23 protein-coding genes are annotated in these 24832 nt (G+C 36.7%); 3 read left to right on the top strand and 20 right to left on the bottom strand.

Going from position 1 to position 24832, the window contains the following annotated elements:
• Position 1: 1 nt before the first annotated feature.
• From JFL43_RS11075 to JFL43_RS11005, 15 genes are all read right to left on the bottom strand, one after another.
• The gene (locus JFL43_RS11075) at positions 2–880 is read right to left on the bottom strand and encodes a DUF58 domain-containing protein (RefSeq protein WP_200749107.1); all 879 of its coding nucleotides are present in this window, start codon (positions 878–880) and stop codon (positions 2–4) included.
• Complete coding sequence (locus JFL43_RS11070; protein WP_200749106.1) at positions 877–1872, bottom strand: AAA family ATPase; 996 nt, start codon at positions 1870–1872, stop codon at positions 877–879. The genes JFL43_RS11075 and JFL43_RS11070 overlap by 4 nt, the downstream gene beginning before the upstream one ends.
• Before the next feature lie 12 nt (positions 1873–1884).
• Complete coding sequence (locus JFL43_RS11065) at positions 1885–3345, bottom strand: hypothetical protein (RefSeq protein ID WP_200749105.1); 1461 nt, start codon at positions 3343–3345, stop codon at positions 1885–1887.
• A gap of 12 nt (positions 3346–3357) precedes the next feature.
• Complete coding sequence (locus tag JFL43_RS11060; protein WP_100796302.1) at positions 3358–4206, bottom strand: ABC transporter permease; 849 nt, start codon at positions 4204–4206, stop codon at positions 3358–3360.
• Positions 4203–5132 carry an ABC transporter ATP-binding protein gene (locus JFL43_RS11055; protein WP_200749104.1) on the bottom strand — a complete coding sequence of 310 codons (930 nt, stop codon included), beginning with the start codon at positions 5130–5132 and terminating at the stop codon, positions 4203–4205. Before JFL43_RS11055 ends, JFL43_RS11060 begins: the two co-directional genes overlap by 4 nt.
• Positions 5129–7519, bottom strand: a complete 2391-nt coding sequence (locus JFL43_RS11050) for a DUF7408 domain-containing protein (RefSeq protein ID WP_200749103.1) — start codon at positions 7517–7519, stop codon at positions 5129–5131. Before JFL43_RS11050 ends, JFL43_RS11055 begins: the two co-directional genes overlap by 4 nt.
• Positions 7520–7953: 434 nt before the next feature.
• Positions 7954–9084 carry an N-acetyldiaminopimelate deacetylase gene (locus JFL43_RS11045; RefSeq protein WP_200749102.1) on the bottom strand — a complete coding sequence of 377 codons (1131 nt, stop codon included), beginning with the start codon at positions 9082–9084 and terminating at the stop codon, positions 7954–7956.
• Between the two features lie 13 nt (positions 9085–9097).
• Positions 9098–9811: a 2,3,4,5-tetrahydropyridine-2,6-dicarboxylate N-acetyltransferase gene (dapD, locus tag JFL43_RS11040; protein ID WP_100796298.1), complete on the bottom strand. Its 714-nt coding sequence runs from the start codon at positions 9809–9811 to the stop codon at positions 9098–9100.
• A gap of 64 nt (positions 9812–9875) precedes the next feature.
• Positions 9876–10784, bottom strand: coding sequence for a LysR family transcriptional regulator (locus tag JFL43_RS11035; protein WP_200749101.1), 909 nt, complete (start codon positions 10782–10784; stop codon positions 9876–9878).
• A 308-nt stretch (positions 10785–11092) separates the two neighbouring features.
• A complete protein-coding gene (cbpB, locus tag JFL43_RS11030; protein WP_100796296.1) occupies positions 11093–11536 on the bottom strand; it encodes a cyclic-di-AMP-binding protein CbpB in 444 nt (147 codons plus the stop codon).
• Between the two features lie 207 nt (positions 11537–11743).
• Positions 11744–11983 (bottom strand): hypothetical protein, encoded by a 240-nt coding sequence (locus tag JFL43_RS11025; RefSeq protein WP_100796295.1) that lies wholly within the window; start codon positions 11981–11983, stop codon positions 11744–11746.
• A gap of 60 nt (positions 11984–12043) precedes the next feature.
• Entirely contained in the window at positions 12044–12811 is a 768-nt protein-coding gene (gene fadH / locus JFL43_RS11020; protein WP_100796294.1) for a 2,4-dienoyl-CoA reductase, read from the bottom strand.
• Between the two features lie 130 nt (positions 12812–12941).
• On the bottom strand, positions 12942–14969 hold the full coding sequence (locus JFL43_RS11015; RefSeq protein WP_100796293.1) for a sensor domain-containing protein: 2028 nt from the start codon (positions 14967–14969) through the stop codon (positions 12942–12944).
• Between the two features lie 210 nt (positions 14970–15179).
• A complete protein-coding gene (locus tag JFL43_RS11010) occupies positions 15180–17291 on the bottom strand; it encodes an RNA degradosome polyphosphate kinase (protein WP_200749100.1) in 2112 nt (703 codons plus the stop codon).
• Positions 17292–17294: 3 nt separating this feature from the next.
• Entirely contained in the window at positions 17295–18833 is a 1539-nt protein-coding gene (locus JFL43_RS11005; protein ID WP_200749099.1) for a Ppx/GppA family phosphatase, read from the bottom strand.
• A gap of 149 nt (positions 18834–18982) precedes the next feature.
• Here JFL43_RS11005 and JFL43_RS11000 point away from each other — a divergent pair, with 149 nt between their 5' ends.
• Complete coding sequence (locus JFL43_RS11000) at positions 18983–19456, top strand: YkyB family protein (protein ID WP_200749098.1); 474 nt, start codon at positions 18983–18985, stop codon at positions 19454–19456.
• Positions 19457–19525: 69 nt separating this feature from the next.
• Here the strand turns inward: JFL43_RS11000 and JFL43_RS10995 are convergent, their stop codons facing one another.
• The 5 genes from JFL43_RS10995 to JFL43_RS10975 form a co-directional block, all read right to left on the bottom strand.
• Positions 19526–20425, bottom strand: a complete 900-nt coding sequence (locus JFL43_RS10995) for a chemotaxis protein (RefSeq protein WP_100796289.1) — start codon at positions 20423–20425, stop codon at positions 19526–19528.
• A 67-nt stretch (positions 20426–20492) separates the two neighbouring features.
• Complete coding sequence (locus tag JFL43_RS10990) at positions 20493–21812, bottom strand: MFS transporter (protein WP_100796288.1); 1320 nt, start codon at positions 21810–21812, stop codon at positions 20493–20495.
• A 220-nt stretch (positions 21813–22032) separates the two neighbouring features.
• A complete protein-coding gene (locus tag JFL43_RS10985) occupies positions 22033–22902 on the bottom strand; it encodes an NAD(P)-dependent oxidoreductase (RefSeq protein WP_100796287.1) in 870 nt (289 codons plus the stop codon).
• A gap of 242 nt (positions 22903–23144) precedes the next feature.
• Positions 23145–23339 (bottom strand): aspartyl-phosphate phosphatase Spo0E family protein, encoded by a 195-nt coding sequence (locus tag JFL43_RS10980; RefSeq protein WP_100796286.1) that lies wholly within the window; start codon positions 23337–23339, stop codon positions 23145–23147.
• Positions 23340–23430: 91 nt separating this feature from the next.
• Positions 23431–23619, bottom strand: coding sequence for a hypothetical protein (locus JFL43_RS10975; RefSeq protein WP_100796285.1), 189 nt, complete (start codon positions 23617–23619; stop codon positions 23431–23433).
• Between the two features lie 123 nt (positions 23620–23742).
• On the opposite strand from JFL43_RS10975, the gene JFL43_RS10970 reads away from it, so the two are divergent.
• Positions 23743–23931 carry a YkvS family protein gene (locus tag JFL43_RS10970; protein ID WP_100796284.1) on the top strand — a complete coding sequence of 63 codons (189 nt, stop codon included), beginning with the start codon at positions 23743–23745 and terminating at the stop codon, positions 23929–23931.
• Between the two features lie 244 nt (positions 23932–24175).
• Positions 24176–24787, top strand: coding sequence for a CPBP family intramembrane glutamic endopeptidase (locus JFL43_RS10965; protein WP_200749097.1), 612 nt, complete (start codon positions 24176–24178; stop codon positions 24785–24787).
• Positions 24788–24832: the final 45 nt, after the last annotated feature.

Here is a 24832-nt window from a genome sequence, read left to right as displayed (position 1 = left end):
CTCACTGTAGCCATTTTGCTTTGATGAATTGGTTGAATAGTGCATGCTGAATACCATCTGCAACTTGCACGATTATATGCTGAACACCATATTTTCGACACAATGCCTCAAGCTGTAATTGATGCTCCTGCTGCTTTTCTTCATAAGAGCGTAAGACGTTTTGTGACATTGATACATTAACACTTGCCGATGTTTCAACATCTATTAATCGTACATCTCCAGAGTAAGTCGGCAATTTTTCATCAAGTGATTGTACTTGAATAAGGCGCACATCTCCTGCAAAGCGGGGTACTTTACTTAAAAAGGCACTCCATTCCTCAAGGGGCTCAAGTGCATCTGAAATAATCAGAAGAATCGTCATATCTTTTGGCAAAGTGCGGATAGCATTCTCTGCAAAAGATTCTGATGAAGTAGGCTCCCTTAAATCCGCAATCGTTTTTTCATATGCCTTTTGATAAGTAGAACCTTTACGCCGAAATGGTGGAGTCGGCTTGTTCGAAACATATGAAAAAGATAATCGATCATCTCTATTTAGCACAGTCAACCCTAGAGCTGTAGCAAGCTGCCTTGCAAAAAGCCATTTTGCTTCATCCCCCATCGATTTAGTTGTATCAAGTAAAATATGAACACGCATTTCCTGCTCATCTAAAAAGCGTTTAATAAAATATTTCTCTGTCCGTGCAAAAACGTTCCAGTCAAGTTGTCGAACATCATCACCTGGATGGTATTCTCTAAAATCAGAGAAATCCAGGGATGCTCCAAAACGTTGTGAACGGTGAGAGCCTTTATGATGACCACGTATTTTCGTAGCCGTATTCAAAGAGAGACGGCGAATTTTACTAGCCCATTCATTTGGTAGTAAAAAGTTCGACTGCGTCATACCGCTTGCCCTTGTTTCATTTTTTCAAGTAATGTTTCCAACACATCATCGATTTGTAAACCCGCCGCTTCCCCCTCATAATTGAGCATTAAACGATGACGAAGTGCTGGTTTTGCTACTGTTTTAATATCTGCAATTGACACGTGATAGCGACCATTGATGAGGGCACGTGCTTTTGCGAGTTTAACAATACTTTGTAAACCACGTGGGCCACTACCATACTCAATATACTGCTTCACTTCATCAATTGTATCAGGGCTATTTGGATGCGTAGCAACGACTAAATCTACAGCATAAGAAAGCATATCATCAGCTATTAAAACTTCTTTTACCATCTGTTGGAGTTCAACGATTTCTGTATCGTTCATGATTTTCTGTAGTTCAACTGAGATGGAACCTGTCGTTCTTTTCATAATTTCCATTAACTCTGCCTTTGATGGGGTAGGCACTAGTATTTTACAAAAAAAACGGTCCATTTGTGCTTCTGGTAATGGATATGTTCCTTCCATTTCAATCGGGTTTTGAGTCGCTAAAACGAAAAATGGTTTAGCCATTTTCTTTGTATCACCAAGAACAGTTACCGTTTTTTCACCCATAGCCTCTAAAAGTGCACTTTGTGTTTTCGGCGTCGCACGGTTAATTTCATCCGCTAATACCATTTGGCTAAAGATCGGTCCTTCTTGGAAGGAGAAGCGTTGATTGCCATCTGCGGAACGTTCTATAACACTCGTACCAGTGATATCTGTTGGCATTAAATCGGGTGTAAATTGGATTCGTGAAAACGATAAATCGAGCACCTCAGAAATCGTGCGGATTAACATCGTTTTCCCTAAACCCGGAAGCCCCTCTAATAAGGCGTGGCCATCTGCAAGGACCGCGAACATCGTATAATCGATAGCCTCCTCTTGCCCAACGATAAAGCGACCAATTTCATCTCGAACTGATTGTAATTTCTCACTCATCGCTACGTATTGCTCTGGTGTATAAGACATGAACTTCCTCCTCTATTTGTTATCAATTGTAGAAAAATAATCTTGTACAATATTTTGTAATTCTTTCGGTAATTGCAGGCGATCCGTCGTTTGAATATACGAATCCTCATAGCTTCCAACGACTTCTTCATAAGGTCTGATAGAGCCTTTTTGTACTGGGCCTTTTTCTGTTTCATGAATTTCTGCTGCACTACCCTCGCCCGTTTTCCCGGAGTCTACCGATGTATCACCTTTACTACCAATACGTTCTGGAATTGCTAGTAAATTGCGCTCACCTTGACCAAGTCCTCCACCTTTGGAACCAGAGCCAGACCCTTGTCCCTGCCCTTTTCCTTGGCCTTGACCTTGGCCTTGACCTTGGCCTTGACCTTGACCTTGGCCTTGACCTTGGCCTTGACCTTGACCTTGGCCTTGACCTTGACCTTGGCCTTGGCCTTGACCATTCTGATTGGTATTGCTATTTTGATTACTTGTTTGAGAAGAGCTTTGCGATGAATTGCTATTTTGTGCACTATTCGCACTTTGGCTTGAACTTTGACTTGCACTACCATTGGAAGTAGTTGCTTGATTTTGACTATTCGCTTGTGCCTGCTGATTTTGTAAGGCAGTTTGGATCGATTGGTTGAGCGGTTTACCTTCTTGGCTCATCGCAGTCTGCACATCCCTCGCCTCATTCATTAAGATGTCATTTGCTTTTTGTAAATCCGCTAGTTCCTTTAATTCTGTATCCGTTAGCCCTTCGCCTTCCTTATCATTTTTGACAAGTTCTTTCTTTTCCTGTAATTGCTGTTCTTTTAATTGTAATTCCTTTTGTTTTTTCACGAGCTCTCTCAATGCTTCTTCAGATGTTTTCGTATCTCTTAACTTCTCCTGAAGCTTAGCTAGTTCTTTTTTCACTTCCTCTGATTTCGTTTTTTTCTCTAGCTTCTTCACTTCTTTTTTTATATCTGAAATGATTCTATTTTCTTGTTCTGTATCTTTTGCAGCTAATTGTGTTGTCGCGGGAAATAAAATAAGCGCGAATATAGCGACAGCTATAAACAAACTTCCCAGTATATAAGGCCCTTGCACAATTCTCTTCTCTCGTGCTTTAAATAGAACAAGAGCAGTATCTGCATTGTTATCGGTTTGCTGCAATAAATGCTGAAACAGCGGTGATGTAGTATCGTCAATTGAATATACAGCACGGAGCTGATTATGTGGGAAATAGCCATCCAGAGCACGTATAGACTGCTCTTTCGATGGCTTTCTCCAAATAATTAGAAGTACCCATGATGTGACGATGACGATGGCCGATATCAGCGCAGTTTGTGCATAATAAGGAAAAACAAAAAATCGAGAAATAATCAGCAAAACAAAACTAACACCCAGTGCGAGCAATATACCAAACTGAATCTTAGTGAAAAAGTGTTCTACAAAAAGGCTCGTTCTTGCTCTCTTAACTGCTTGTGCTAAACGACTTTGACCGTTCATCGATTACCCACCTCATTTCACTTTTTTCATGTTAACACGTAGTCTTTTTACTGCTATTAATAAACAGACAATCGTCACCAGTGAATAAAAAATTAAATAACCTGCCCAGATTGGAAAATGGATATTTGTTACTTCATAAAAACTATCAAGCATTAATGGATCAATCAATGTCATCATTAAAGCAATTGGATTAATCGTACCCCAAAAATGTGCAAAAATTGATGGACTACTCGTTACACCAGTCATGCCTGATCTATTCATCTCCATTGAGATCAAAAAGAAAAATGCTGTAACACCTGTTAAAACTAACATCGAGCCATATGTTGCAATCATAGAGATAATTGTTTTCCTTAGTAATGTCGAGAACATGACACCGATACTACCAACTGCCAACATTGTAACGATTAAAAACGCGAAAATAACAATTAATTGTGACGGTGAAACGCCTCCGAATAAAAATACTAAACTATAAATTGGTAACCCTGCAATCAATAGAAGCATTAAAAAGACGATAGAGGAACTCATTTTCCCAAAAATAATTTGGAAGGAAGATTGCGCCGTCGTCAGTAAAATGTTCAACGTTTGCTTTTCACGTTCAGAACTTATTGAACCAGCAGTCATACCTGGCGTTATGAACAGAATTAAAGCCAATTGCACATACGTCAGCAAACTAAATAACATTACGCTTTCTTCTGAACTAATAAAACCACTAATATTAAAATCCATCAGCACAAAAATAAAACCAAAGACAAATATACTAAGTGCTAGTAAATAAAACATGATGCCTGAAAAACTTTTAAAGGCGCGGAATCTTAGCTTGAACTCTTTTATTAACACTGGATTTGTGAACATTGATTTCATGCCTCATCCACTCCCTTCGTTATCGCCATAAAGACATCCTCTAAATCTTTTTCTTCTTCTGCAAATGATGTAATCGGGATATTTGCTAACACCGCTTTTTTCAATAGCGCCATTTGTTCTTCATCTGATCCGCGATATTGGAATGTCAATTGCTGCTCATTCACCTCAATACCCGTAACAAAAGGATCCTCCTCAAAGAATTTCACAGCCTTGTCTACTGTTTCACGCAGTTTCACTGTAATTACCTTCTCACCTTGCAATTGCGTTTGGATAGCTGATACTGAACCGTGAGCGATTAATTTCCCACTATCAATAACGCCAATTTCATCACACATCTCTGCAAGCTCCGGCAAAATATGGGAGGAAATTAAAATCGTCTTGCCCATTGATTTTAATTGCTTCAAAATATCACGCATTTCAATTCGAGCACGAGGGTCTAATCCCGATGCCGGTTCATCTAAAATAAGTACTTTAGGGTCATGGATAAGCGTTCTAGCTAAACATAGACGTTGCTTCATACCACGTGATAATACATCTACATATTCATAGCGTTTATGCGTTAAATTGACTAGTTCTAATAACTGCGGAATTAATTTCGCACGCTCTGCTGCTGGAATACCATAGCTTGAACCAAAGAAATCTAAATACTCATCTGCTTTCAATTGATCATAGACGCCAAAAAAGTCGGGCATATATCCGATTAATTTTCGAATATCTTCTGGATTTTTCGTTACACTCTTACCATTAATCCATGCATCGCCTGCAGTAGGTTGAAGAAGCGTTGATAAAATCGAAAATGTCGTTGATTTCCCCGCGCCATTTGCACCAACAAAGCCAAATACTGTACCTTCACCAATTGAGAGGTTCAACCCTTGTAATGCATAAAAAGAACCGTATTTTTTCGTAAGTCCTTTAATTTCTATCATTTTTGGACCTCCCCTTTCAATTGTAGCTCTGGTAACACAGTCCTCATTTCACCTTTGTTTCCAGCATCCTTCATTAGTTTATAAATGACTTGACCATCTTTTGAAATATATTGTGAAACATCCTTATCTACTATTAATCTTGCGTCGGTTATTTCTTCAAACTTATCTTTTTTCACATTAAATAAATGGAGCGTTACAGTTTGCTTATCTGTATTGGCTAGTTGCAATTCTACCCATTTCACTTTTTTATCTAATATGGAGTCTGGAATCGTCCAACTCACATCATACTCACCATCATCTAAATACCAAGAATTTATATCCTCAGCATTTTGTTCAATATAACCTCCCATCTTTGAATTAATGTCTTTAGCCATTGCATTTGCTGGTAATACAAATTCACCCGACAAATTTGTTTTTGGATTAAAGTTTTGGACGATTAAACTCAGAGATGTCCTTTCAGCCTTTTGCGTTTTCAGTTCAATTGGAAGCAATACTTCATCTACCCACGCCACAATGGCAGGTTGGTCATTCCCATCTAATAATTGATAAGCCAAGTTTCTAGCACTTTGCTGGCGATTTTTTAAGAGTTCTTTCTTATTTTTTGCTTTTTCCATCCATGTCATTCCTATTTGCATTGGAGACAATAATATAGAACCATTAATTGTTTGTGTTACATTTAATGTTTCATTTGGTTTAATATCACCTAGTTCCAACCATTTAACACCAGACCAAATTGAAACATCCTTAAGTGCAAATGGGAAGTTATTCTTTACAGTACCTTTAACAGCACCATCTTCAACATTTAATTGAATATCTAAACGACCAATATCGTTAATTCGCGTTTGACCAAACATACTATTTACACCCCAGTAACGACTATTACGAATCGTTAAAGATTGATGGTCCGCAAATTGTTCAAACATTGATTTTTGATGTACATCATTTAGATTCATGTAGCCTGAGTATGTAGACATGGTCATTGACGTATTCTTTGGGGCTGTAAATTCAAAATCACCACTGCGATTTGATAACAATGCCGATGCATATACACCTGATAAGCTATTATCTTCATTTACTTTATATACAGCCGTTTGTTGAATTTGTGGATTTAACAGACGATCCTTAGCCCCGTACCAGAAAATTAACAAGGACGTGACAATTGATAATACAGGTATAATCCACCATGCATGTTCGCGTTTATCTTTATTTTTTAGTAAGAAATAAAGTAATGGCCCTAATAGGAAAATATACAAAATAACAATTACTAGTAAAAAAATTGCTGATACTTGGAATGATGGGAAGATTTCATTATGCTGAATTAATTCCCCATTCATTTGATTCATAGTTCCTTGTGTTGATAGGTTAGTAGCTTTCATCGGTATAAGTTGTTCAAGAAGTTTTGTATAATCATCCTCTTTTGCTAAAGGGGCATTTCCTAGAGAAAATGCTGTTTGAATAATCTCACCTTCACCAACTGCAAGTTTAGCAACAAGTGGGGTATGATTCGCTTCTAATATCACTTGTCCATTTTTATTTAAATCAGCTTTATATGCTGTTATGTCCTCTTTAAATTTACCGCCTTTTGTTAATGCTCCTAGTGTTTCTTTAGATATCGTTTGCTCATCACCTAAAGTCAGCGGCAAATATTCTTTCATTAAGCCAACTTCGGCAACTACGTTGGCAGAAGCACCAATGATTGCTTTACCACCATTTTTCACCCATTCAATAATGGCTTGTTGCTGATCTTCTGTTAAGTCAGCTAATTTATATTCGTCTATAACTAGTACGTCCCCCATTGACCATGATGTGGCCTTTGATGGTAATGTGAAGTTCACTAATTGTGCAACATCGATTACTTCCATTCTAGATATATTAGGTGTATTATTTTTCCCTAGCTTAGTGAAGCCTAATAATCGGTCCGCATTACTCGTTAATGTGAGGACAATTGTTGTTTCTTCTTCATATAATTGTGGATTTACGTTTGCTTTTCCAGTGTAGTCAATCGACTTCCCTTTTTTCCAACCACCTTCGTAAAAGTGAATCATTTGCTGATTTGATCCACTCCAACCCCTAACGTCCGAATATTGTTCTAATGCAACTTCTATCGTTTTCGTCTCATTTTCTCCAATTTCTAACGGGATTGAGATACCACTTCCTGTATTATAGTCTTGTATTCCGTCTATAACGATGTCTCCAGAAAATGCTGTTCCTGTGTTTTTAACTGTAATGCTCAAAGGCAATCCTTTTCCATACTTCCCCTTATTTGCAAATCCAGCTGATGTCTTCACATCAAGCTTTGGTGCTGCGGACGCTTCCATTGGAATACCCAGCAAAAAACTGTAAATTAATAAAAAACATGAGACCAATAATAAAAGTCTGCTTCGCAAAGAATGTTCCCTCCTCTTTCTTCTTTTTCAATAGTACGTTTTATAAGTACATTGGTTGCATATATAACAAAATATATACTTTTTTACAGTTATTAATTAATTTTTCAATATTTTGTTATGAAAAGACAGGTGTATTGATTAGGGGACTATTAGGTTGTTATTTACCGTTAAAAATTTTTTTATGTTCAATACTAACGTATGTTACTACATTTTTTAATTGATTGTAACGGAGGGTGCTCGACTCCTGCGGGAAATGCACGCGAACCGAGACCCTGCCTGGAGCGTAGCGAAGGAAGCGGCTCGGTGCTTGCCCGCGGAATTCAACCTACCACTTTAATAGTAATAGTTAAAATTAGTTAATCAACACACCTGATGAAAAGCCGTATTATACAACAAGAAAACCCGACGTGTCAGTCCACACCTCGGGTTTCAATTTATTCACTTAAAGTAAATATACGTAAAAAATGCTCAACAAATTGTAAATTGACAGCAATCAAATCCTCATCTGGTTGAATAGCAGAATGGTGCAAGCCATATGCTGTATTTGCACCTGTCCAGAACATAGCACCTGGCAGTTCTTTTAAGAAGAAACCGAAATCCTCACCAGTCATGGCTGGCGGGCATTCATAAGCGTCCACACCAGGGAACCGCTCAGCAAAATCCAGTAAAGCATGCGCACAATGCGTTTCATTTTCCACTTGATAGTAGGAAGAGCCATAATCAATGGTTACTTCACATTCATAAGCAATTTCAGTCGCCCTACAAAGCGCTTTAATACGCTTTTTAATCAGTTTCATTGATTCTGCCGACATTGTACGGATCGTTCCTTCAAGCCGGGCATTTTCCGCAATAATATTCTGAACTGTACCAGATGTCATCTTGCCAATCGTGACAACAGCACTATCTAAAGGGTTAATATTACGACTAACAATTGTTTGCAGTTGGATCATTAGATTTGCTGCTGCAACTGTCATATCTCTCGTATTATGAGGATATGCCGCATGGCCACCAAAACCTTTTAAATCGATAAAGAGTTCAGAAGTATTCGCAAATAGCATGCCTGCTCTCGTCGCAATTGTTCCGACAGGATATTCAGGTGCGATATGTAGAGCAAAGATAGCATCAGGCACTAAATCTGGACGCTCACTACGTAGCCACTCGAGCATTGGCTTTGCACCACCCGGTCCCTCTTCAGCGGGTTGAAAGTAAATTATAACTGTATTTTCTGGTTGTTTTTTAGAAAATGCTTGTACTAAACCTAATGCAATAGTCATATGAAAGTCATGACCACAAGCATGCATAAACCCTTGATGCTCAGATTCGTAGGATACACCCGTATTTTCTTGAATTGGTAAGCCATCGATATCTGTACGCCAACCTACTTTAAACTGCGGATCCGATCCTTTAATCGTCACGATAATACCGGTTCGCCAAACATCAATTTGAATGTATGGTTTCCACAATTTTTCGATAATTGCTAGTAAATATTTTTGTGTTTTTTCTTCTTGAAAACCGATTTCCGGAATTTTATGCAACTCACGTCTGATTTCCAGTAAGTTCTCCATCTTATACACCTACTTATAATTTACGAAGGTCTTGCATAATTTCTGTTTTAGATTTTGTCTTTTCATCAATGACTTTGATGACTTTCGCTGGTGTTCCTGCCACAACTGTAAACGATGGTACATCTTTTGTAACAACTGCTCCCGCCGCGACAACAGCGCCTTCACCCACTCGACATCCTTCTAAAACGACGGCATTGGCACCAATCATTACATTGTCTTCGATTACTACAGGTGCTGCTGAAGGTGGCTCAATCACACCCGCTAAAACTGCTCCTGCTCCGATATGGCAATCCTTGCCTACAATGGCCCGCCCGCCTAGTACTACATTCATATCAATCATAGAACGGTCGCCAATTTCAGCACCGATATTAATGACACTGCCCATCATAATGACACAGTTATTACCTATTGTAACTTGGTCACGAATAATTGCACCTGGCTCAATACGAGCGTTGATGCCTTTTAAGTCCAGAGTTGGTACCGCAGAATTTCTTCGATCATGTTCAATAACATAATCAGTAATTTGCGCTTCGTTAGTAGCTAAAGATTTTTCGATTTCAGACCATTCTCCAAATACGACAGCTGAATTGCCTTCACCAAAAACTTTACTACCTTCACCAAATGAAAGCTTAGCTACATTGTTACCCTTTACATACACTTTCACCGGCGTTGCTTTTTTGGCATTTGCTAAAAAAGCGATAATTTCGTGTGCGTCTAATTTCTGCATTTGATACGTCCCCCTACTATTTCTGAAAATATGGACTAATTGTACATGAAAAATAATAGAATTGTCATTTATTTTCTTCCGAGTTATTTGAATAATCATATAAACACTCTGCATGCTTTTTCACAAGTTCTACAAATGCAGCTACTTGACGTAACTCAAAAGACGATTCATAACCAATGAGCCAAGTATCGCGTGTCAGTTCAAACTCTTTTTCATTATTCGTCAATGGAATCGTATTGACATCCTCATGTCCACTTAAAGTAATTGAAGGTAAAATTGCGTATCCAATACCATTTAAAGCCATTTTCTTACACGTCTCAATTTGATCGACAGTAATTTGACGGCGTGGATTAGCCGAAAAATGCCGCTGCCACCATTGCTGTATTTCTTGAAAATAATTCGAGTCACTTTTGAACTGGATAAATGGTCTGTCTGTTGTAAAAACTTCTTCTATCGACTCAATTTCCTTATCAACTAAATAAAGTGTATCACGAAATAAATGAATTTTTGGGCCCTTCCACTCTGTATGACCACGTACGATTCCTACATGTGCCTCACCATCATAAAGAGACTTCACAATTTCTGAACTCCAACCGGTTATGAGCGAAATTTTTGCCTCTGGATATTGCGTCACAAAATCCTTCAGCACTTTCGGTAGCCAGGTATGTCCTACAATCGATGCACAAGCAATTTTTAATGTGCCATGAACTTTCGAATTCAACGACTGGATCATTTCATAAATTTCTTCTTTTTTAGCAATCATTTCGATGGCATATTGAATCACCAATTCTCCTGCTGGTGTGGGTGTTAACCCCTTTTGTGAGCGCAAAAATAACTGTGCACCCCAGTCCTTTTCAATAGATTGTAAACGTTGGGAAAGTGCTGGCTGTGATAAAAACAAGCGTTCTGCTGCTTTTCTCATATTGCCCTCTTCAGACAACACTTTTACAATTTGTGCCTCTGTTGTAGTCATCTAAAAGAACCTCCTTGCTGTCCATTTATAGCGTAATTTCATTATAATATATCAGGCGTGTTGATTAACCAATTTTAACCATTACCATTAAAGTGGGAGGTTGATTTCCGCTACGGGATGCTTGCATTTCCCGCAGGAGTCGGGCACCCTCCGCTACAATCAACTAAAAAATGTAGTAATATACGTTAATATTGAACATAAAAAAACCATTTTAACGGTAAATAACAACCTAATTTTTCTCTAATCAACACACCTGATAATATAATAAAGAAGGTCTCTAAATCGAGACCTTCTTCCATTTTGTCATATTAAGAATTTAATTGATAGATATGTTTTTTTAGTTGTTTCAAAATCACACGACGCGTCATGATACCAACGAAGGTACCTTCATCATCAATAACGCATAAAAATGCATGATTAATAACAAGGTCTAATGTTCTTTGGAAATTATCGTTAATGTTTAAAGTAGCCACATTCTTATCCATTATTTCATCTACTTTAATATCTGGTAGTCTCTCATATTCAATATGATTCATTCCCAAGATTGGTTCTGTAATCATACGCATACTTAGCATGCCATGTAGACGGTATTTTGCATCGAGTACAGGTATTGAAGAATAGCCAGTTTTCGTAAGTACTAGCAAGGCATGTTCCGCATTATTACCCATTTGTACGTGTGCAACTTTCTCAGATGAAATAATAAAATCGGCAATTGGCATTTCAAAGAACTCTCTGCTGCTTAAGGGACTCATAGTATTCTACTCCTTTTTCTGTTCCTTGTTTCAGAACAGCAAAATACATACTAATCATACCATAATCCCCCGCAAAATTTCCATTTTGGTACATATTATTTTGCAAATAATTAATTTTATTTCACCAACATGAATATTTATACATTATTTTATGACTAAAGAAAGGTTAGAAGAGATTTTGTTATACATCCCTCTTCTAACCTTCTGTTATGCCTGATATTGAATGACATAATAAGCAATCAAAATGAACACGAATATAAAGGCAATTCCATAAGCCCAAACAATCGGATTGAGTATCATTGGATTATCTTTAACCGCTTGACTAACAGGTAAATCATTTTCCGAAACACGCTGCTCTTCTATTTTCATAACATGCCTCGTGACGACATACCCGATGCTACAAATCAATAAAATTGTTGCCATTAATGGCCAAGTCCACAAGTCCATAGCGTCACTTCTTTCTGAATTGTTTCGCCTAGTATGTACACCTGTCATCTTTTTTAGTCATTAAAACGGATACTGATTTAAGTGTTGCCCACCGTCTAGTGTGACAACTTCCCCATTCATGTAAGCTGCCTTATCTGACATCATGAATGTTGCTAAGTCGGCAATTTCTTCTGGCTTTCCTAACCGACCCAGTGGCACCGAGCTCAAAGTGCGCTTCGCTGCTTCTTCTGATTGCCAAAGCCTATCTGCGCCTCCAGTTCGTTCAATCGGTCCCGGTGCAATGGCATTAACCCGGATACCATACTGTCTACCCCACTCGACTGCTAGCGTTCTAGTTAAGGATAATACCCCAGCTTTAGCTGCTGCTGAATGCGCAACCCCTGGACCTGCATCCCATGCGTATGTTGCAACCATATTAATAATGGAACCACCTATTTTATGCTCCATCCAATACTTTCCGACAGCCTGTGAACAATAGAAAGTACCATTTAACACAATATCAATAACAGATTTCCAACCATTGGGTGATAGATCCTCTGCACGGACGATAAAGTTTCCGGCTGCATTATTTACTAAACCATCGACTTGTCCAAAAGTATCAATTGCGAATTTCAACATACCAGCGACATGCTCCGGCTCCCTTACATCCATTTGGAAGATGGCAATATTATGCCCATTTGCTGAAATTTCATCCTTAGCATTATTTAAACGATCTAAATCACGACCTGTAATGACGACATTTGCACCTTCAGCTACAAATGTTTTCGCCATATATTTCCCCATTCCATTTGAACCACCCGTGACAATAATTGTTTTCCCCTTTAACAATTGCAATTCCCCCTTTGAATGAATGTTCATTCATAATTTTACCATATTTCGAAATGACTGTCGTTATTTCGAAACAAATTAAAAACCTTAATGTCTGCAATTGCTCCATTAAGGTTTACATTTATAGTTACTAACAAAAATACATTTCGATAATATTTTCAATCGGCACCGGTCGGCTAAAATAATAACCCTGCCCCTTTTCACAATTTACTGCCTTTAAAATTTCTACATGATCTTTCTTCTCGACACCCTCAGCAATAACTTCCATACCAAGACTATGTGCTAAATGGATAATTGTTTTCGCAATCGCTTCATCTTTCTCATCTTGCTCAATTTCCTTTATAAAAGATTGATCGATTTTAATAATATCAATCGGATATCGTCTCAAATAGCTTAGTGAAGAATAGCCCGTGCCAAAATCATCAATCGAAATAATAACGCCCATTTGCTTCAATTCTTTTAAAATCGAGAGCGTTTCATGAATGTTCGTCATCGAGCTCTCCGTTATTTCGAGCTCCAAAGCTTGTGGATTTAATTCATACTTGTAAATATACTTTTTGATCGCACTCGCAAAGGCTTCTTGCTTAAATTGCTTAGAAGAAATATTCACTGCAATCCGCGCATCTAAAAAGCCTCCATTCTGCCATTCTTTTAACTGTATACAAACTTGATCAAGAACCCAATCACCTATTTCTAAAATCAGACCCGAATCCTCTGCAATCGGTATGAATACACCCGGAGCTACAAAGCCAAACTTCGGATTATTCCATCTCAGTAACGCTTCAAAGCTATTAATATTCCCTGTATCTAAATCGACTTGAGGTTGGTAATGGATCGACAATTCCTTCTTTTCTATTGCCCGTCTTAGATGTGATTCCATTACTGCCTCAGTACGGGAAGTATCAAGCATTTTTTTATGATAAAAGCGATATCCAGCACGTCCACGTTCTTTTACATAATAGAGTGCTTGATCTGCTTTTTGTACTAAAGTATCTAATTCCACACCATCATCTGGATACATAGAAATCCCAATCGAACCCGAGATATTCAATTCTTGTTCGTCTATACTATAGGGTTGTTTTAGTAATGTTAATATTTTATGAGCAAAGCATTCTGTTATTGTGACATCCGCTTGCTGTATAAGGAAGATAAAATCATCGCCATTTTGTCTATACATATGGCAATTTGGCTCTGTCAAAGTAGACAATCTTTGTGCAATTTTCCTTAGTAATTCATCACCCTTATTCAGACCGATCGAGTCATTAATCTTTTTAAAGCGATCCAAGTCTAATAAAATGATCGCCATCTGATTACCTCGACGCTTTGCACTGCTTTCTTCCTCTTTAAAATGTTCGTTTAATGCACGTTTATTCCAAATACCTGTTAATTGATCATGATAAGACAAGTAAAAAACAGTCTTCCCTGTTTCCCCATATGCTGTAATATCTCGTAATATAATTTGAATTTCTTTCACTTCGTTATTTTCAATAACTGGGATACTTTTCACATATGCTCTTAATGTTTTTTCTTCTACATTTTTTATGTTGCATTCGCTTAATTCTTGAGGCTGTCTTTTTTCAATTGTTTTCTCTATCAATTGTTTCATATCCTGTATTGCGTGCTTAGAAACAATTTCTAAGAGCGTCATTTGCAAAAGTGCATCCTGTTTATATCCGTATACCGCAGTCGCTGATTTATTACTATTTACAATATACCCATTTCTATCAATTGTAATAACAGGGTCCAGATTGTGATCCATTAACGCACAATATGGCACCTCACTTACTATTTTAGTGAATGACAAACAAATAAGTTTATGTTGTACTGCTGGAACTGAAAACACCCCTACATCAACGGTATGTTGCTTGGCATTCCTTATAAATGTTAACTGTTTAACATTTTGTTCTATCTCTTCATTACTTTGCAGTAGGATTTCTTCTAATTCAGTCCCTATTTGATGTGTGAAAAATGTAGATGCTAAAGCATTTTGTTCAAAAGAAGTATCAAAAAACGTTTTAAAGGATTCATTTGCGTATGTGATCCAGTATTGCTTTTGAGAATCTTGCTCTATTAAAATTGTCATTGATTCAGGATATAACCGTACCAATTTCTGCACAAAACCAAGAAATTGTTGCGGACTCAAGGATGAGTTATACATATAATGCCTCCATTAACAGAAGTATACTACTATGTCTTATCATAATTGATTTTAATTCGGTTGAATACCATTTTATTCTTATTATACCCTTTGTCACGTTATTTAAATTGAAATTATAAAATGCATATGATAATTAGGATCTTCCCACTAAAGTAAAAAGACTTTCGTCATGCAGAACCGAAAGTCTTTCTTTACAATATATAGCCTCAATTACTCTTCATCTATTAGGACACGATATGCTTCCTTTAAGAAAATTTCCTGACTGTTAATGCATTTATCACCTGCGTTTTTATCGTTATAACGATAATCGCCATTCACATCTTGAATACGCGCCTTCACGTTATCACGCAATTGAGTCTTCATAGATTTCATAATACGTTTCTTTATTTCTGTATCAAAAATCGGGAATAGTATTTCTACACGCTTAATCATATTTCTAGTCATCATATCCGCTGAAGATAAAAATAATTTGTTTTCCCCGTTATGGTAGAACCAATAGATACGAGAATGTTCAAGAAAACGACCGACGATACTTGTGACTGTAATATTTTCACTAATGCCCTTTATACCCGGACGTAAGCAGCAAATACCTCGAATAATTAACTCTACCTTCACACCAGCAATTGAAGCCTCATACATTTTCATAATCAAATCTTTATCTGTTAATGAATTCATTTTCGCTCTGAAGTACCCTTTTCCATGTTTCAAATGATGTTTGATTTCTTCATCGATTAATTTTACAAATTCAGAACGAATGTCATTTGGTGATACAACTATATGATGGAAGTTTGGTTTCTCCGTATATCCACTTAGGAAATTGAAAAAGTTTGTCGCATCAATACCGAATTTCTTTTTCGTCGTAATGATGCCCATATCCGTGTAGATTTTCGCTGTTGCATCGTTATAGTTACCCGTGCCTAAATGAACGAAGCGCTCTATTTTACTTTGTCTACGGCGGACAACTAGTGTTATTTTAGAATGTGTTTTTAAATTATGCATGCCATAAATGACAAGACAACCTGATTGTTCAAGCTCTTTTGCCCAGTGTACATTATTTTCTTCATCAAAACGTGCTTTTAATTCGACGAGAACGGTCACTTGCTTACCATTCTCAGCCGCATGCTTTAAAGCATGAATGACTGGAGAGTTACCACTTACACGATAAAGTGTTTGTTTAATAGCTAAAACAGTTGGATCATTTGCTGCCTCATTAACGAAGTCCACAACCGGCGCAAATGATTCATAAGGATGATTGAAGAAGATATCTTGCACCAGTGCTTTTTCAAAAATATTTTCGTCTGATTCAAGGTCTTGCGGTGGTTGGGGAATAAAGCTTTCATATTCTAAATGCTCCCTACCTTCGCCCACAATCTTCACAAATGAGAACAAGAATGTTAAATCGAGCGGGCAATCTACACTATATACTTCAGCTTCCCAATCTTCTAACTCTTTAAGTAGGAACTGTAATACACTATCATCCATTTCTCCGGTGCGAACTTCTATACGGCTTACCGCACCCCATTTACGTTTTCTTAATTCTTTTTCAATTTCTACGAGTAAATCACGTGCACCCTCTTCATGAATTGTTAAATCTGCATTTCGTGTTAAACGGAATGATTGTACAGATTTTACGCTGTAGCCATAAAATAATTTATTAATATTAGCACTAATAATATCTTCAAGAAGTACGACACAAATCTCATCATTTTTAGCTGGTACTTGAATAAAGCGCTCTAATACAGACGGTACTTGTACAACTGCTACTTTTTCACGAAATTCCGATTCTGCATTCTCTTGCTCCAACAGCACAATCATATTCAATGTTTTACTAATCAATGTAGGAAACGGACGATAAGCATCTACCGCAACTGGTGTTAACACTGGAAAAATTGTTTCTTCAAAATATTCATTAATAAAATTGGTTTGCTCTTCATTCATATCTGCCATTTTGCGCAAATGGACATTCTCTTTTGGCAAAAGTTTCATCATTAATTCTTTATAAATAGCTGTTTGTCTTGATACAAGTGCTCGTGCCCTTTCAGAAATACGCGCCAATTGTTCCTTCGGCGTTAAACCTGATTTATTTTCTGGTTTGTTAAAGCCGGCCTTCACTTGATCTTGTAGACCTGCCACACGCACCATGAAAAACTCATCTAAATTCGAACTAAATATAGCTAAAAACTTCAATCGTTCAAGAAGTGGATTTTGTGCATCTTCTGCTTCTTGTAACACTCGTTCATTGAATGCTAACCAACTTAACTCTCGATTGTTGTAGTATTCTGGTTTTGTAATTTCTGTATGCTTAACTTGGACTAATTCCATTATTTACTCTTCCCTTTTTATATAGTGTAGTGTTACTTCCCCTTTAAAAATACGATTAATATGCTTTTTTTGGCGATCTGCCTGATACATCTCAGCCATTGCATTACCTGTCGTAAAAATAGTCAATTCTATATTATCGCCCGACTGTTCCATAGCAATCGATTCTACGATATTTCGCTTCGAGGCATCTAACGCATATACAAATTTAAGTAATGCTCCAATGTCTCGCATTTTTTTAAATTCGCCCTTCGAGAACCACTCCATAAATGGTTCTGAATAACGACTGAAATCATCACGGTTTTTGTATGAAGCAAGGAGCGCTAAGTGTACACGCTGCTCGTGACTTATTCCGTCAATTGAACGATTTGACAGCAAGTAAAACGTATGCTGACTTGCTGCATCAACCTCGATATACTCGCCAATATGAAATAATCTCGCAGCCTGCTTCAACATATGTAAATCTTCGGCATTGTACAAAAATGCTCCTATTTTACAAAATTCAAAATAGGCTATCTCTGTTAATCGGACAAAATGGGCCGTTTTTTCTAACGGCTTATCAAATTCTGCTGCTAAAAATTTAGTACTCCGCTCAAAAACATTTTTCTTATTAAAAGCAGTTGGATTCTTTTTTAATATACGTTCAATAACCAGACCTTCACGTAATCCTTTACGACTAAATTGAAACGTCTCACTACCAACAACATCCATCAATGCTTGAAATACTTCTAATACCGGTACGATAATATCCGCACGATCACTAGATAGTCCATCAAGCTGCATTAATTCTTCAAAAGATAATGATAGAACTTCTTGACTAATACTTGTAAAGTCTTCCTTTGTCATTTCATATTGATGAACGCCAGAAATAGGATAATCTTTTTTTCGCTGATCTAATTTCGCCATATTACGAGCACTACCCCCGATACCAACAACGGGTAGCTTTATATTGTTTAGCCAAGGCAAGATCTCGAATTTTTTTTTTGCAAACTCATATATCTTTTCCCCTTCTTCTTTCGTCATCGTGTCACCTTCGATAAATTGTTGCTTAAGTGAAACGGAACCAAATGGAAAACTGTGCGAGTATTGAAGTTCCTTATCCCTAAAATACGTCAGTTCTGTACTACCACCTCCAATATCAATCGTTACAGCTGAGGGCGTTGCTAATGTATGCGCTACTGCAAAATAACCAAAGTAGGCTTCCTGTTCTCCCGTTATCAATTCAATCTTAATGCCTGTCTTCTTCAACATTCGTTCAATAATTTCAGTACCATTTTGAGCCTGTCGAATTGATGCTGTGGCAATAGCTCTTACATCTTCAATACGATAATCATTTAATATGTCACGGAAAAACAACAATACTTGTTCAAGTTTCTGTATTCCTTCCTCAGTCATCACATGATCAGCTTGTAAATAATTTCGTAAACGTGCTACTGCTTTAATATTTTCTACTTCCTTTAAACCTCTTTGTGGATCATACGTATAAAGTACAAGACGGATCGTATTTGAACCGATATCGATAATAGCTGTCTTAAAATAAGTCATTGGGAGCACATCCTTAGAATTTTTCTTCGCTCTCTATACAATGGAGTATAATATTGGTATTATAATGTATATTATAAATTGAATGCTCTGAATTTTCTTCTAAACATACTCAACTACAGACATTAACTTTGGTAGAAAGGCGGTATTGTATGCAAAGAGAATATTGCGATGAACAATTAGCTACTGCTATTTATACTGTAAATAGACATGCAAAAACTGCACCTGACAATAAACCTCTTTACGAGCTCAAACGCCTTGCACTTGAGAAAATGATTCATGCAAGCAGAGCGAAGAAACTTGGTTTGCATTTCGTGAAAAACCCACGCTTCAGTAAGCAACAATCATCCGTTCTTATTCAATGCGCAGATTATTATTTTCACTCTTTACCTAAAAAAGAAGATTTTGCTTCATTACCCCATTTAGGACATCTTGATGACAGCTATCGAAACCCTCAAAGAAAAATGAGCTTAAATACCGCTAGAAATGTATTAAAAGACTATTTAGGTATAAAAACCCAATCGACTGCAAAAAAAGTAACTACTCCCCCAAAAAATATTGAAAATAAAGGTAGTAATAAAAAGAAACCTACCTTAAATAATACAAGTTATTTCTATGGACACTAGCTACTTGAGTTGTTAGAAAAAAACCGGATCCTCACTAATGAAGGTATCCGGTTTTTAGCATTCTCATGCTTATAAAATATACTGATCTATTTTCAAAATCAGTTCTGCAATTTCTGGCTTACTGATTTGGTCTTCAGCACCGACTTGATCGCCTTTATGTCGTAAATCATTCGTTATTAAACTTGAAAAAATAATTACTGGTAATTGTGATAATATTGGATGTGTTTTAATTTGTTTTGTTAAATGGTGACCATCCATTTGTGGCATCTCAATATCAGTTACAACTAATTGTACATACTTTGAAATATCACTTCCCTTATCTGCTAAAGCCAACAAATAATCTAATGCATCTTTACCATTCTCAAAGAATTCTAAGTTCACATAACCTGCTTCATGCATCGTATCATGCAATAATTTGCGTAGTAACGGCGAATCTTCTGCAATGACAACTTTTTTATCTGAACGTTCACGATCACCTAATTTTTTTACAGAGTCTACACTAATACCCGAATCTGGGTTAATATCTACCATAATTTTTTCAAAATCCAATAATAGTAGCATTAAGTCCTCTTGTTTAATCACTCCGATTACTTGTGAACCCCCGCCTTGATACATATCAGATGGTTTTTCGATTTGATTCCATGAAATACGGTGAATTTGAGTTACATTATCAACATGGAATACAACGCGCTGACGGTTAAACTCTGCAACTATATATTTTTGTTGATCATTGAAACCAGCAGATAGACCTAACACTTTTTTCATATCTACAACAGGTAATACTTCTCCTCGTAGCTGAATAATCCCCTCAACATGCTTATGAGCATGAGGTATAAAAGTAACCGGAATCGGTTGAATAATTTCTTTTACTTTAATAACGTTAATCCCAAATTTATTGGAACCTACTTCAAACTCTACAATTTCAAGTTCGTTTGTGCCGCTTTCCAGCAAAATCCCTTTACTTTCCATCCTTAGGTTCGCCTCCTTGAGTCATACTTTTTCTTACTTCAATTGTAACATACCAGGTACAATACTCCTATAAAGATTTAGTGACATCCGGGCGAACTCTGAGATGAATGATTAGGCCGATGATAGTTAAAACGATTAATGTTGATAACGCTACACGACTAGCAATCGTTCCATAGTCCTTTAGTAACAATGTCACTGTTCCATAAATGGCAGGACCAATAATAGACGACACCTTTCCTGAGAATGCAAATAATCCAAAGAATTGCCCTTGCTTCTCCTGTGGACTCAGTTCGATGATAAATGTACGAGAAGTCACCCACATCGATCCGAGCGATATCCCAAACATACTACCTGCAATCCAGAACATCCAATGTTCAAATGCGAATACCGCAATAATAAGAGCTATAATCATTAATAGTGCTACATAACTAATCGCTCTCTTAGCACCTACCCTTTTTGTAATATATCCGAACGCAAGTGAACCTACAATAGTGGAGATGGTAGATACTAAGTATAGGATGACAAATTGACCTGATGAAAAACCGACAATTGCAGTTGCATAAATAGCCATCATCGCTATAGTCGTTGCAATCGCATCATTTAAAAAGAAATAAGCAATCATAAAAGTAAAGATAGCTTTATATGAACGCATTTCTTTAAATGTCTTGATAATTTCCTTATAACCTGATAGGAACGAATTTACTTTACGCTGCTCCTTTGGCACTAGTTGATCTTTGTTAATAAAAAATAAAGGTAATGAAAAAATTAAATACAACACCGCTGTAGGGATAAAGGCTCGGTGAAAATCACCATCACCGACAAATAAATAGACGAGTAAGCCAACAATCGTACCAAAATAACCAACTGCTACACCAAATCCAGAAATAAGAGGCATCTCTTCCTTCGTTCCTAAACCAGGCATCATGGCATCATAAAACACTAAACTCGAATTAAAGAAAAATTTCGCGATTACAAAGCTGACAACAACTAAAAACAGGCTCATCGGCACGCCACCAAATGTATTATCTGTTTGCCAGTAGCTAAATACCCCCATCATAAAAGTGAAAAATATAGAAATCGACGCAAACCATACGATAAACCTTTTTTTCAATCCCGTGTTATCAATCCAAACTCCAAAAAGTGGTGAGAAAATAACAAGGAAAAAGCTCGCAATCGCATTGGCGTACGATATAAATGTACTTGCTACTTGCTGCTTAATTTCATCCGTGCCAAGTATTTCATCCATATAAAAGGGGAAAAAAATAGTATTAATATTTGATGAAAAAATGGTATTTGCAAAATCATAAAAAGCCCATGATAAAATTGGTAAAGATAAATATAATCCCCATGAGCCCCTTGTTTTTGACTTATCAATCCCTACACTCATCACATCACTCTCCATCTTTTTAACTATTCCACACTAATAGATAAATATCCTGTATTTTTGATTGATTTTACAAAATCCTTACAATTTAATTATTATGTTTCCCACTGCATTTATTGAAAAATGTTATTTTACACATTTCTCCATCATATGTTAAAAGAACTTTTTCATTAATAAAAACCGCTCTAGCAAAGTAATGCTAAAGCGGTTTAGTTAGTCAATTTTATTGGTAATAGTTAATTAACGCCTGTGTACCGTTATTGGCATAGCCATTAGTAGCTATTTCATCATACATTTTTTTCGCTAGCTCAAGGCCCGGTAACTCCAATTGCATTAACTCTGCTTCTTGCAAAGCAATTTTCATATCTTTAATGAAATGCTTCACATAAAATCCGGGGTCTAAATCTTCCTTAACAATGCGCGGTGCTAAGTTACTTAATGACCATGAGCCAGCTGCTCCAAATGTAATTGAACTAAGTACATTGTTAATATCAAGACCCGCCTTTTTACCGTAAGCAATCGCTTCACATACACCAATCATATTCGTGGCTATTGCAATTTGATTACACATTTTCGTGTGCTGACCAGCACCAGCTGACCCTTGATAAACGATGTTTTTCCCTATTAAATTAAATAGTGGCGAGACCTTTTCAAATATTTCTAGCTCTCCGCCAACCATAATGGATAGCGTACCATTTTGGGCGCCAATATCACCGCCTGAAACAGGTGCATCTAAAGCTTCCATTTGTACTGTTTTCGCATGTTCAGCAATTTTCTTTGCTAATATAGGCTGTGATGTCGTCATATCAACAACGATTAAACCTACATGTCCATTTTTGAAAACACCATTCTCTTCAAAGTATACTTCTTCTACATCTTGGGGATAGCCAACCATCGTGAAAATAATGTTTGATTGACTTGCTACTTCACCTGAAGTTTGAAACCATTTGGCTCCTAATTCAACTAACGGTAAAGCTTTTTCCTTCGTTCTTGTGTAAACATTAACTGTATGACCTGCATTCAAAAAATGCTTAATGATGCTAGATCCCATAACACCTGTACCAACAAAACCAATATTCCACTTTTTAGTCATAACCATTCCCCCATTTATATGTAAACCCTTTATATTGTATCAGAAAAATTTCTGAATTGTATGTCTACTATAACTAATACTCATAAAAAAGGACAGATGCGCATAGCATCTGCCAAAGAAAGGGGGAAATGAGATTGTTGCTGTGTTCTCTCTTATTATTCCACTTTCCAACTATTTTAAACCTCTTACTTTGTAATAATCAGAAATTTCAACAAGTATAAAAAGAGCACCAGGAAATCCCCCTAGTGCTTAAAATTATCCATTGATACTTGATAATCATTCATTTCATTGACATTCTGAAGTTGATAAATATTTAATAAATGATCTAGCTTTTTACTCAAGCGGATGGTTTCGACATTCGAAAAACCATTTTCAATTCCCGAACGAATCATCTTCTCTCTTGTATACTCTAATTTTTTCAAGATGGAATTAGTCATTTACCATCCTCCTCTCAAGCCAAATTCTGTTCATTATTATACTATTATTCCCACTTTTTTGGAAATGAAATTTCCGACATTTTTCGACAAATTAACTTCTCGAAATTTCCATATATTTATAAATTACAGTACCACCCTGCTTAGCAACCCCACGGAAATGCTTAAAATCTTCTCGTTTTACAAGAACTTCTCTTAAGGTATAAAAATCATTCTTGTCTATTGTAATGTCATCTCTCGTGCCATTTTTTAATTCATTTAGCATATTATTGTATAAATCCATTAGTTAAACTTCCTTTTCATTTAAAAATTTCTTTTTTTAATAAATATTGATAGAAAATACTTTACGTCCGACACAATTTCGTGCAAAATGTAAAGTATTAGTAGGTAAAGGAGCTGAATTTCTATGAAAATCGCTGAAATCGGAAATGTCATTGAATTTAACGACGGTCTACAGGGCATTGTTGAGAAAGTAAATGAAAACTCTGTAATCGTTAACCTTACTTATATGGAAAACTTCAATAGCCTAGAAGTTGAAGAAAAAACAGTGGTCAATCACAAACGCTATAAAATATTATACAGTAACGAAGTTTAAAAATACGTTCTATGCTCCGAATGAATACATACGTAACCGATGCGACATACTAATAGTAATTACTATTAGTTGATAGTATCCTTTACTAGACATCGGGCACACGAAATACTACAATGATTATATTTGAGTCTGCGCCGTCCCTCAGAAACTGAAGGACGGCGTCTCTTTTGTCCAAAGGCTGCAATTATGTTAAAGATGATTATAAAGGTCTACTTTAAATATTAAGTTGGAGGTGATATTGAATATGAAGAATCGCGCGAATATTCTAGTGCTAATTCTTTCATTGGTATTCATATATGTTCTGTTATATCTTAGTTTTGATCAAAAAGCTGTCTTCTGGTACTTATACACATTTACGATGTTAGTCGGAATGGCTGTTTCCTTTGCTTTTGGAAAGATTGAAGACAAGATTAAAACTTGGGAATACTTATTGTTTGGTGTAGGCTACGGAACGATTTTATATGGTCTAATCGCGTTAGGCTACCGTTTGCTTCCTAATTTGTCAAACGATTTATTGATTTCTGTTAATAAATTTATCGAAACATTTGGCCCCAGTGCATTATGGCACTATATTTTACTCATATTAATCATTGCTGTCGCAGAAGAATTATTTTGGCGTGGTTATGTGCAACAACAGCTGAAACAGCATATGAAGGCCCCCTATGCCGTTATTTTAGCAGCGACTCTATTTGCTATGTCACTTGCAGTAAGCGGCTTCTGGCTAGGCGTATTAGCTGCTTTCGTCACTGGAGTCATCTTCGGCTTTCTATATGAATGGAAAAAAAGTATGCCGATTATCATCGTTTCTCACATTGTTATGATAACACTATTATTCCTATTATTGCCACTACATTAATTTTTAAACCTGTTTGAACATAAAATGCCAATCGACCTTTTTAGT

This window comes from Viridibacillus soli (assembly GCF_016612995.1).
GTDB lineage: Bacteria > Bacillota > Bacilli > Bacillales_A > Planococcaceae > Viridibacillus > Viridibacillus soli.
Note: the sequence above shows the minus strand (reverse complement) of the source record. Positions and strands in the feature narration are given on the sequence as shown.

Excerpts from the sequence above, each read along its gene's own strand:
- JFL43_RS11060 (WP_100796302.1), bottom strand. The coding sequence starts at position 4,206 with ATGAAATCAATGTTCACAAATCCAGTGTTAATAAAAGAGTTCAAGCTA.
- JFL43_RS10995 (WP_100796289.1), bottom strand. The coding sequence starts at position 20,425 with ATGGAAAGTAAAGGGATTTTGCTGGAAAGCGGCACAAACGAACTTGAA.
- dapD (WP_100796298.1), bottom strand. The coding sequence starts at position 9,811 with ATGCAGAAATTAGACGCACACGAAATTATCGCTTTTTTAGCAAATGCC.
- JFL43_RS11055 (WP_200749104.1), bottom strand. The coding sequence starts at position 5,132 with ATGATAGAAATTAAAGGACTTACGAAAAAATACGGTTCTTTTTATGCA.
- JFL43_RS11070 (WP_200749106.1), bottom strand. The coding sequence starts at position 1,872 with ATGTCTTATACACCAGAGCAATACGTAGCGATGAGTGAGAAATTACAA.
- JFL43_RS10990 (WP_100796288.1), bottom strand. The coding sequence starts at position 21,812 with ATGAGTGTAGGGATTGATAAGTCAAAAACAAGGGGCTCATGGGGATTA.
- cbpB (WP_100796296.1), bottom strand. The coding sequence starts at position 11,536 with ATGAGTCCCTTAAGCAGCAGAGAGTTCTTTGAAATGCCAATTGCCGAT.
- JFL43_RS11025 (WP_100796295.1), bottom strand. The coding sequence starts at position 11,983 with ATGGACTTGTGGACTTGGCCATTAATGGCAACAATTTTATTGATTTGT.
- JFL43_RS11015 (WP_100796293.1), bottom strand. The coding sequence starts at position 14,969 with ATGTATAACTCATCCTTGAGTCCGCAACAATTTCTTGGTTTTGTGCAG.
- JFL43_RS10980 (WP_100796286.1), bottom strand. The coding sequence starts at position 23,339 with ATGACTAATTCCATCTTGAAAAAATTAGAGTATACAAGAGAGAAGATG.
- JFL43_RS11065 (WP_200749105.1), bottom strand. The coding sequence starts at position 3,345 with ATGAACGGTCAAAGTCGTTTAGCACAAGCAGTTAAGAGAGCAAGAACG.
- JFL43_RS11000 (WP_200749098.1), top strand. The coding sequence starts at position 18,983 with ATGCAAAGAGAATATTGCGATGAACAATTAGCTACTGCTATTTATACT.
- JFL43_RS11010 (WP_200749100.1), bottom strand. The coding sequence starts at position 17,291 with ATGGAATTAGTCCAAGTTAAGCATACAGAAATTACAAAACCAGAATAC.
- JFL43_RS11045 (WP_200749102.1), bottom strand. The coding sequence starts at position 9,084 with ATGGAGAACTTACTGGAAATCAGACGTGAGTTGCATAAAATTCCGGAA.
- JFL43_RS10985 (WP_100796287.1), bottom strand. The coding sequence starts at position 22,902 with ATGACTAAAAAGTGGAATATTGGTTTTGTTGGTACAGGTGTTATGGGA.
- JFL43_RS10965 (WP_200749097.1), top strand. The coding sequence starts at position 24,176 with ATGAAGAATCGCGCGAATATTCTAGTGCTAATTCTTTCATTGGTATTC.
- JFL43_RS11005 (WP_200749099.1), bottom strand. The coding sequence starts at position 18,833 with ATGACTTATTTTAAGACAGCTATTATCGATATCGGTTCAAATACGATC.
- JFL43_RS11035 (WP_200749101.1), bottom strand. The coding sequence starts at position 10,784 with ATGACTACAACAGAGGCACAAATTGTAAAAGTGTTGTCTGAAGAGGGC.
- JFL43_RS10970 (WP_100796284.1), top strand. The coding sequence starts at position 23,743 with ATGAAAATCGCTGAAATCGGAAATGTCATTGAATTTAACGACGGTCTA.
- JFL43_RS10975 (WP_100796285.1), bottom strand. The coding sequence starts at position 23,619 with ATGGATTTATACAATAATATGCTAAATGAATTAAAAAATGGCACGAGA.
- JFL43_RS11075 (WP_200749107.1), bottom strand. The coding sequence starts at position 880 with ATGACGCAGTCGAACTTTTTACTACCAAATGAATGGGCTAGTAAAATT.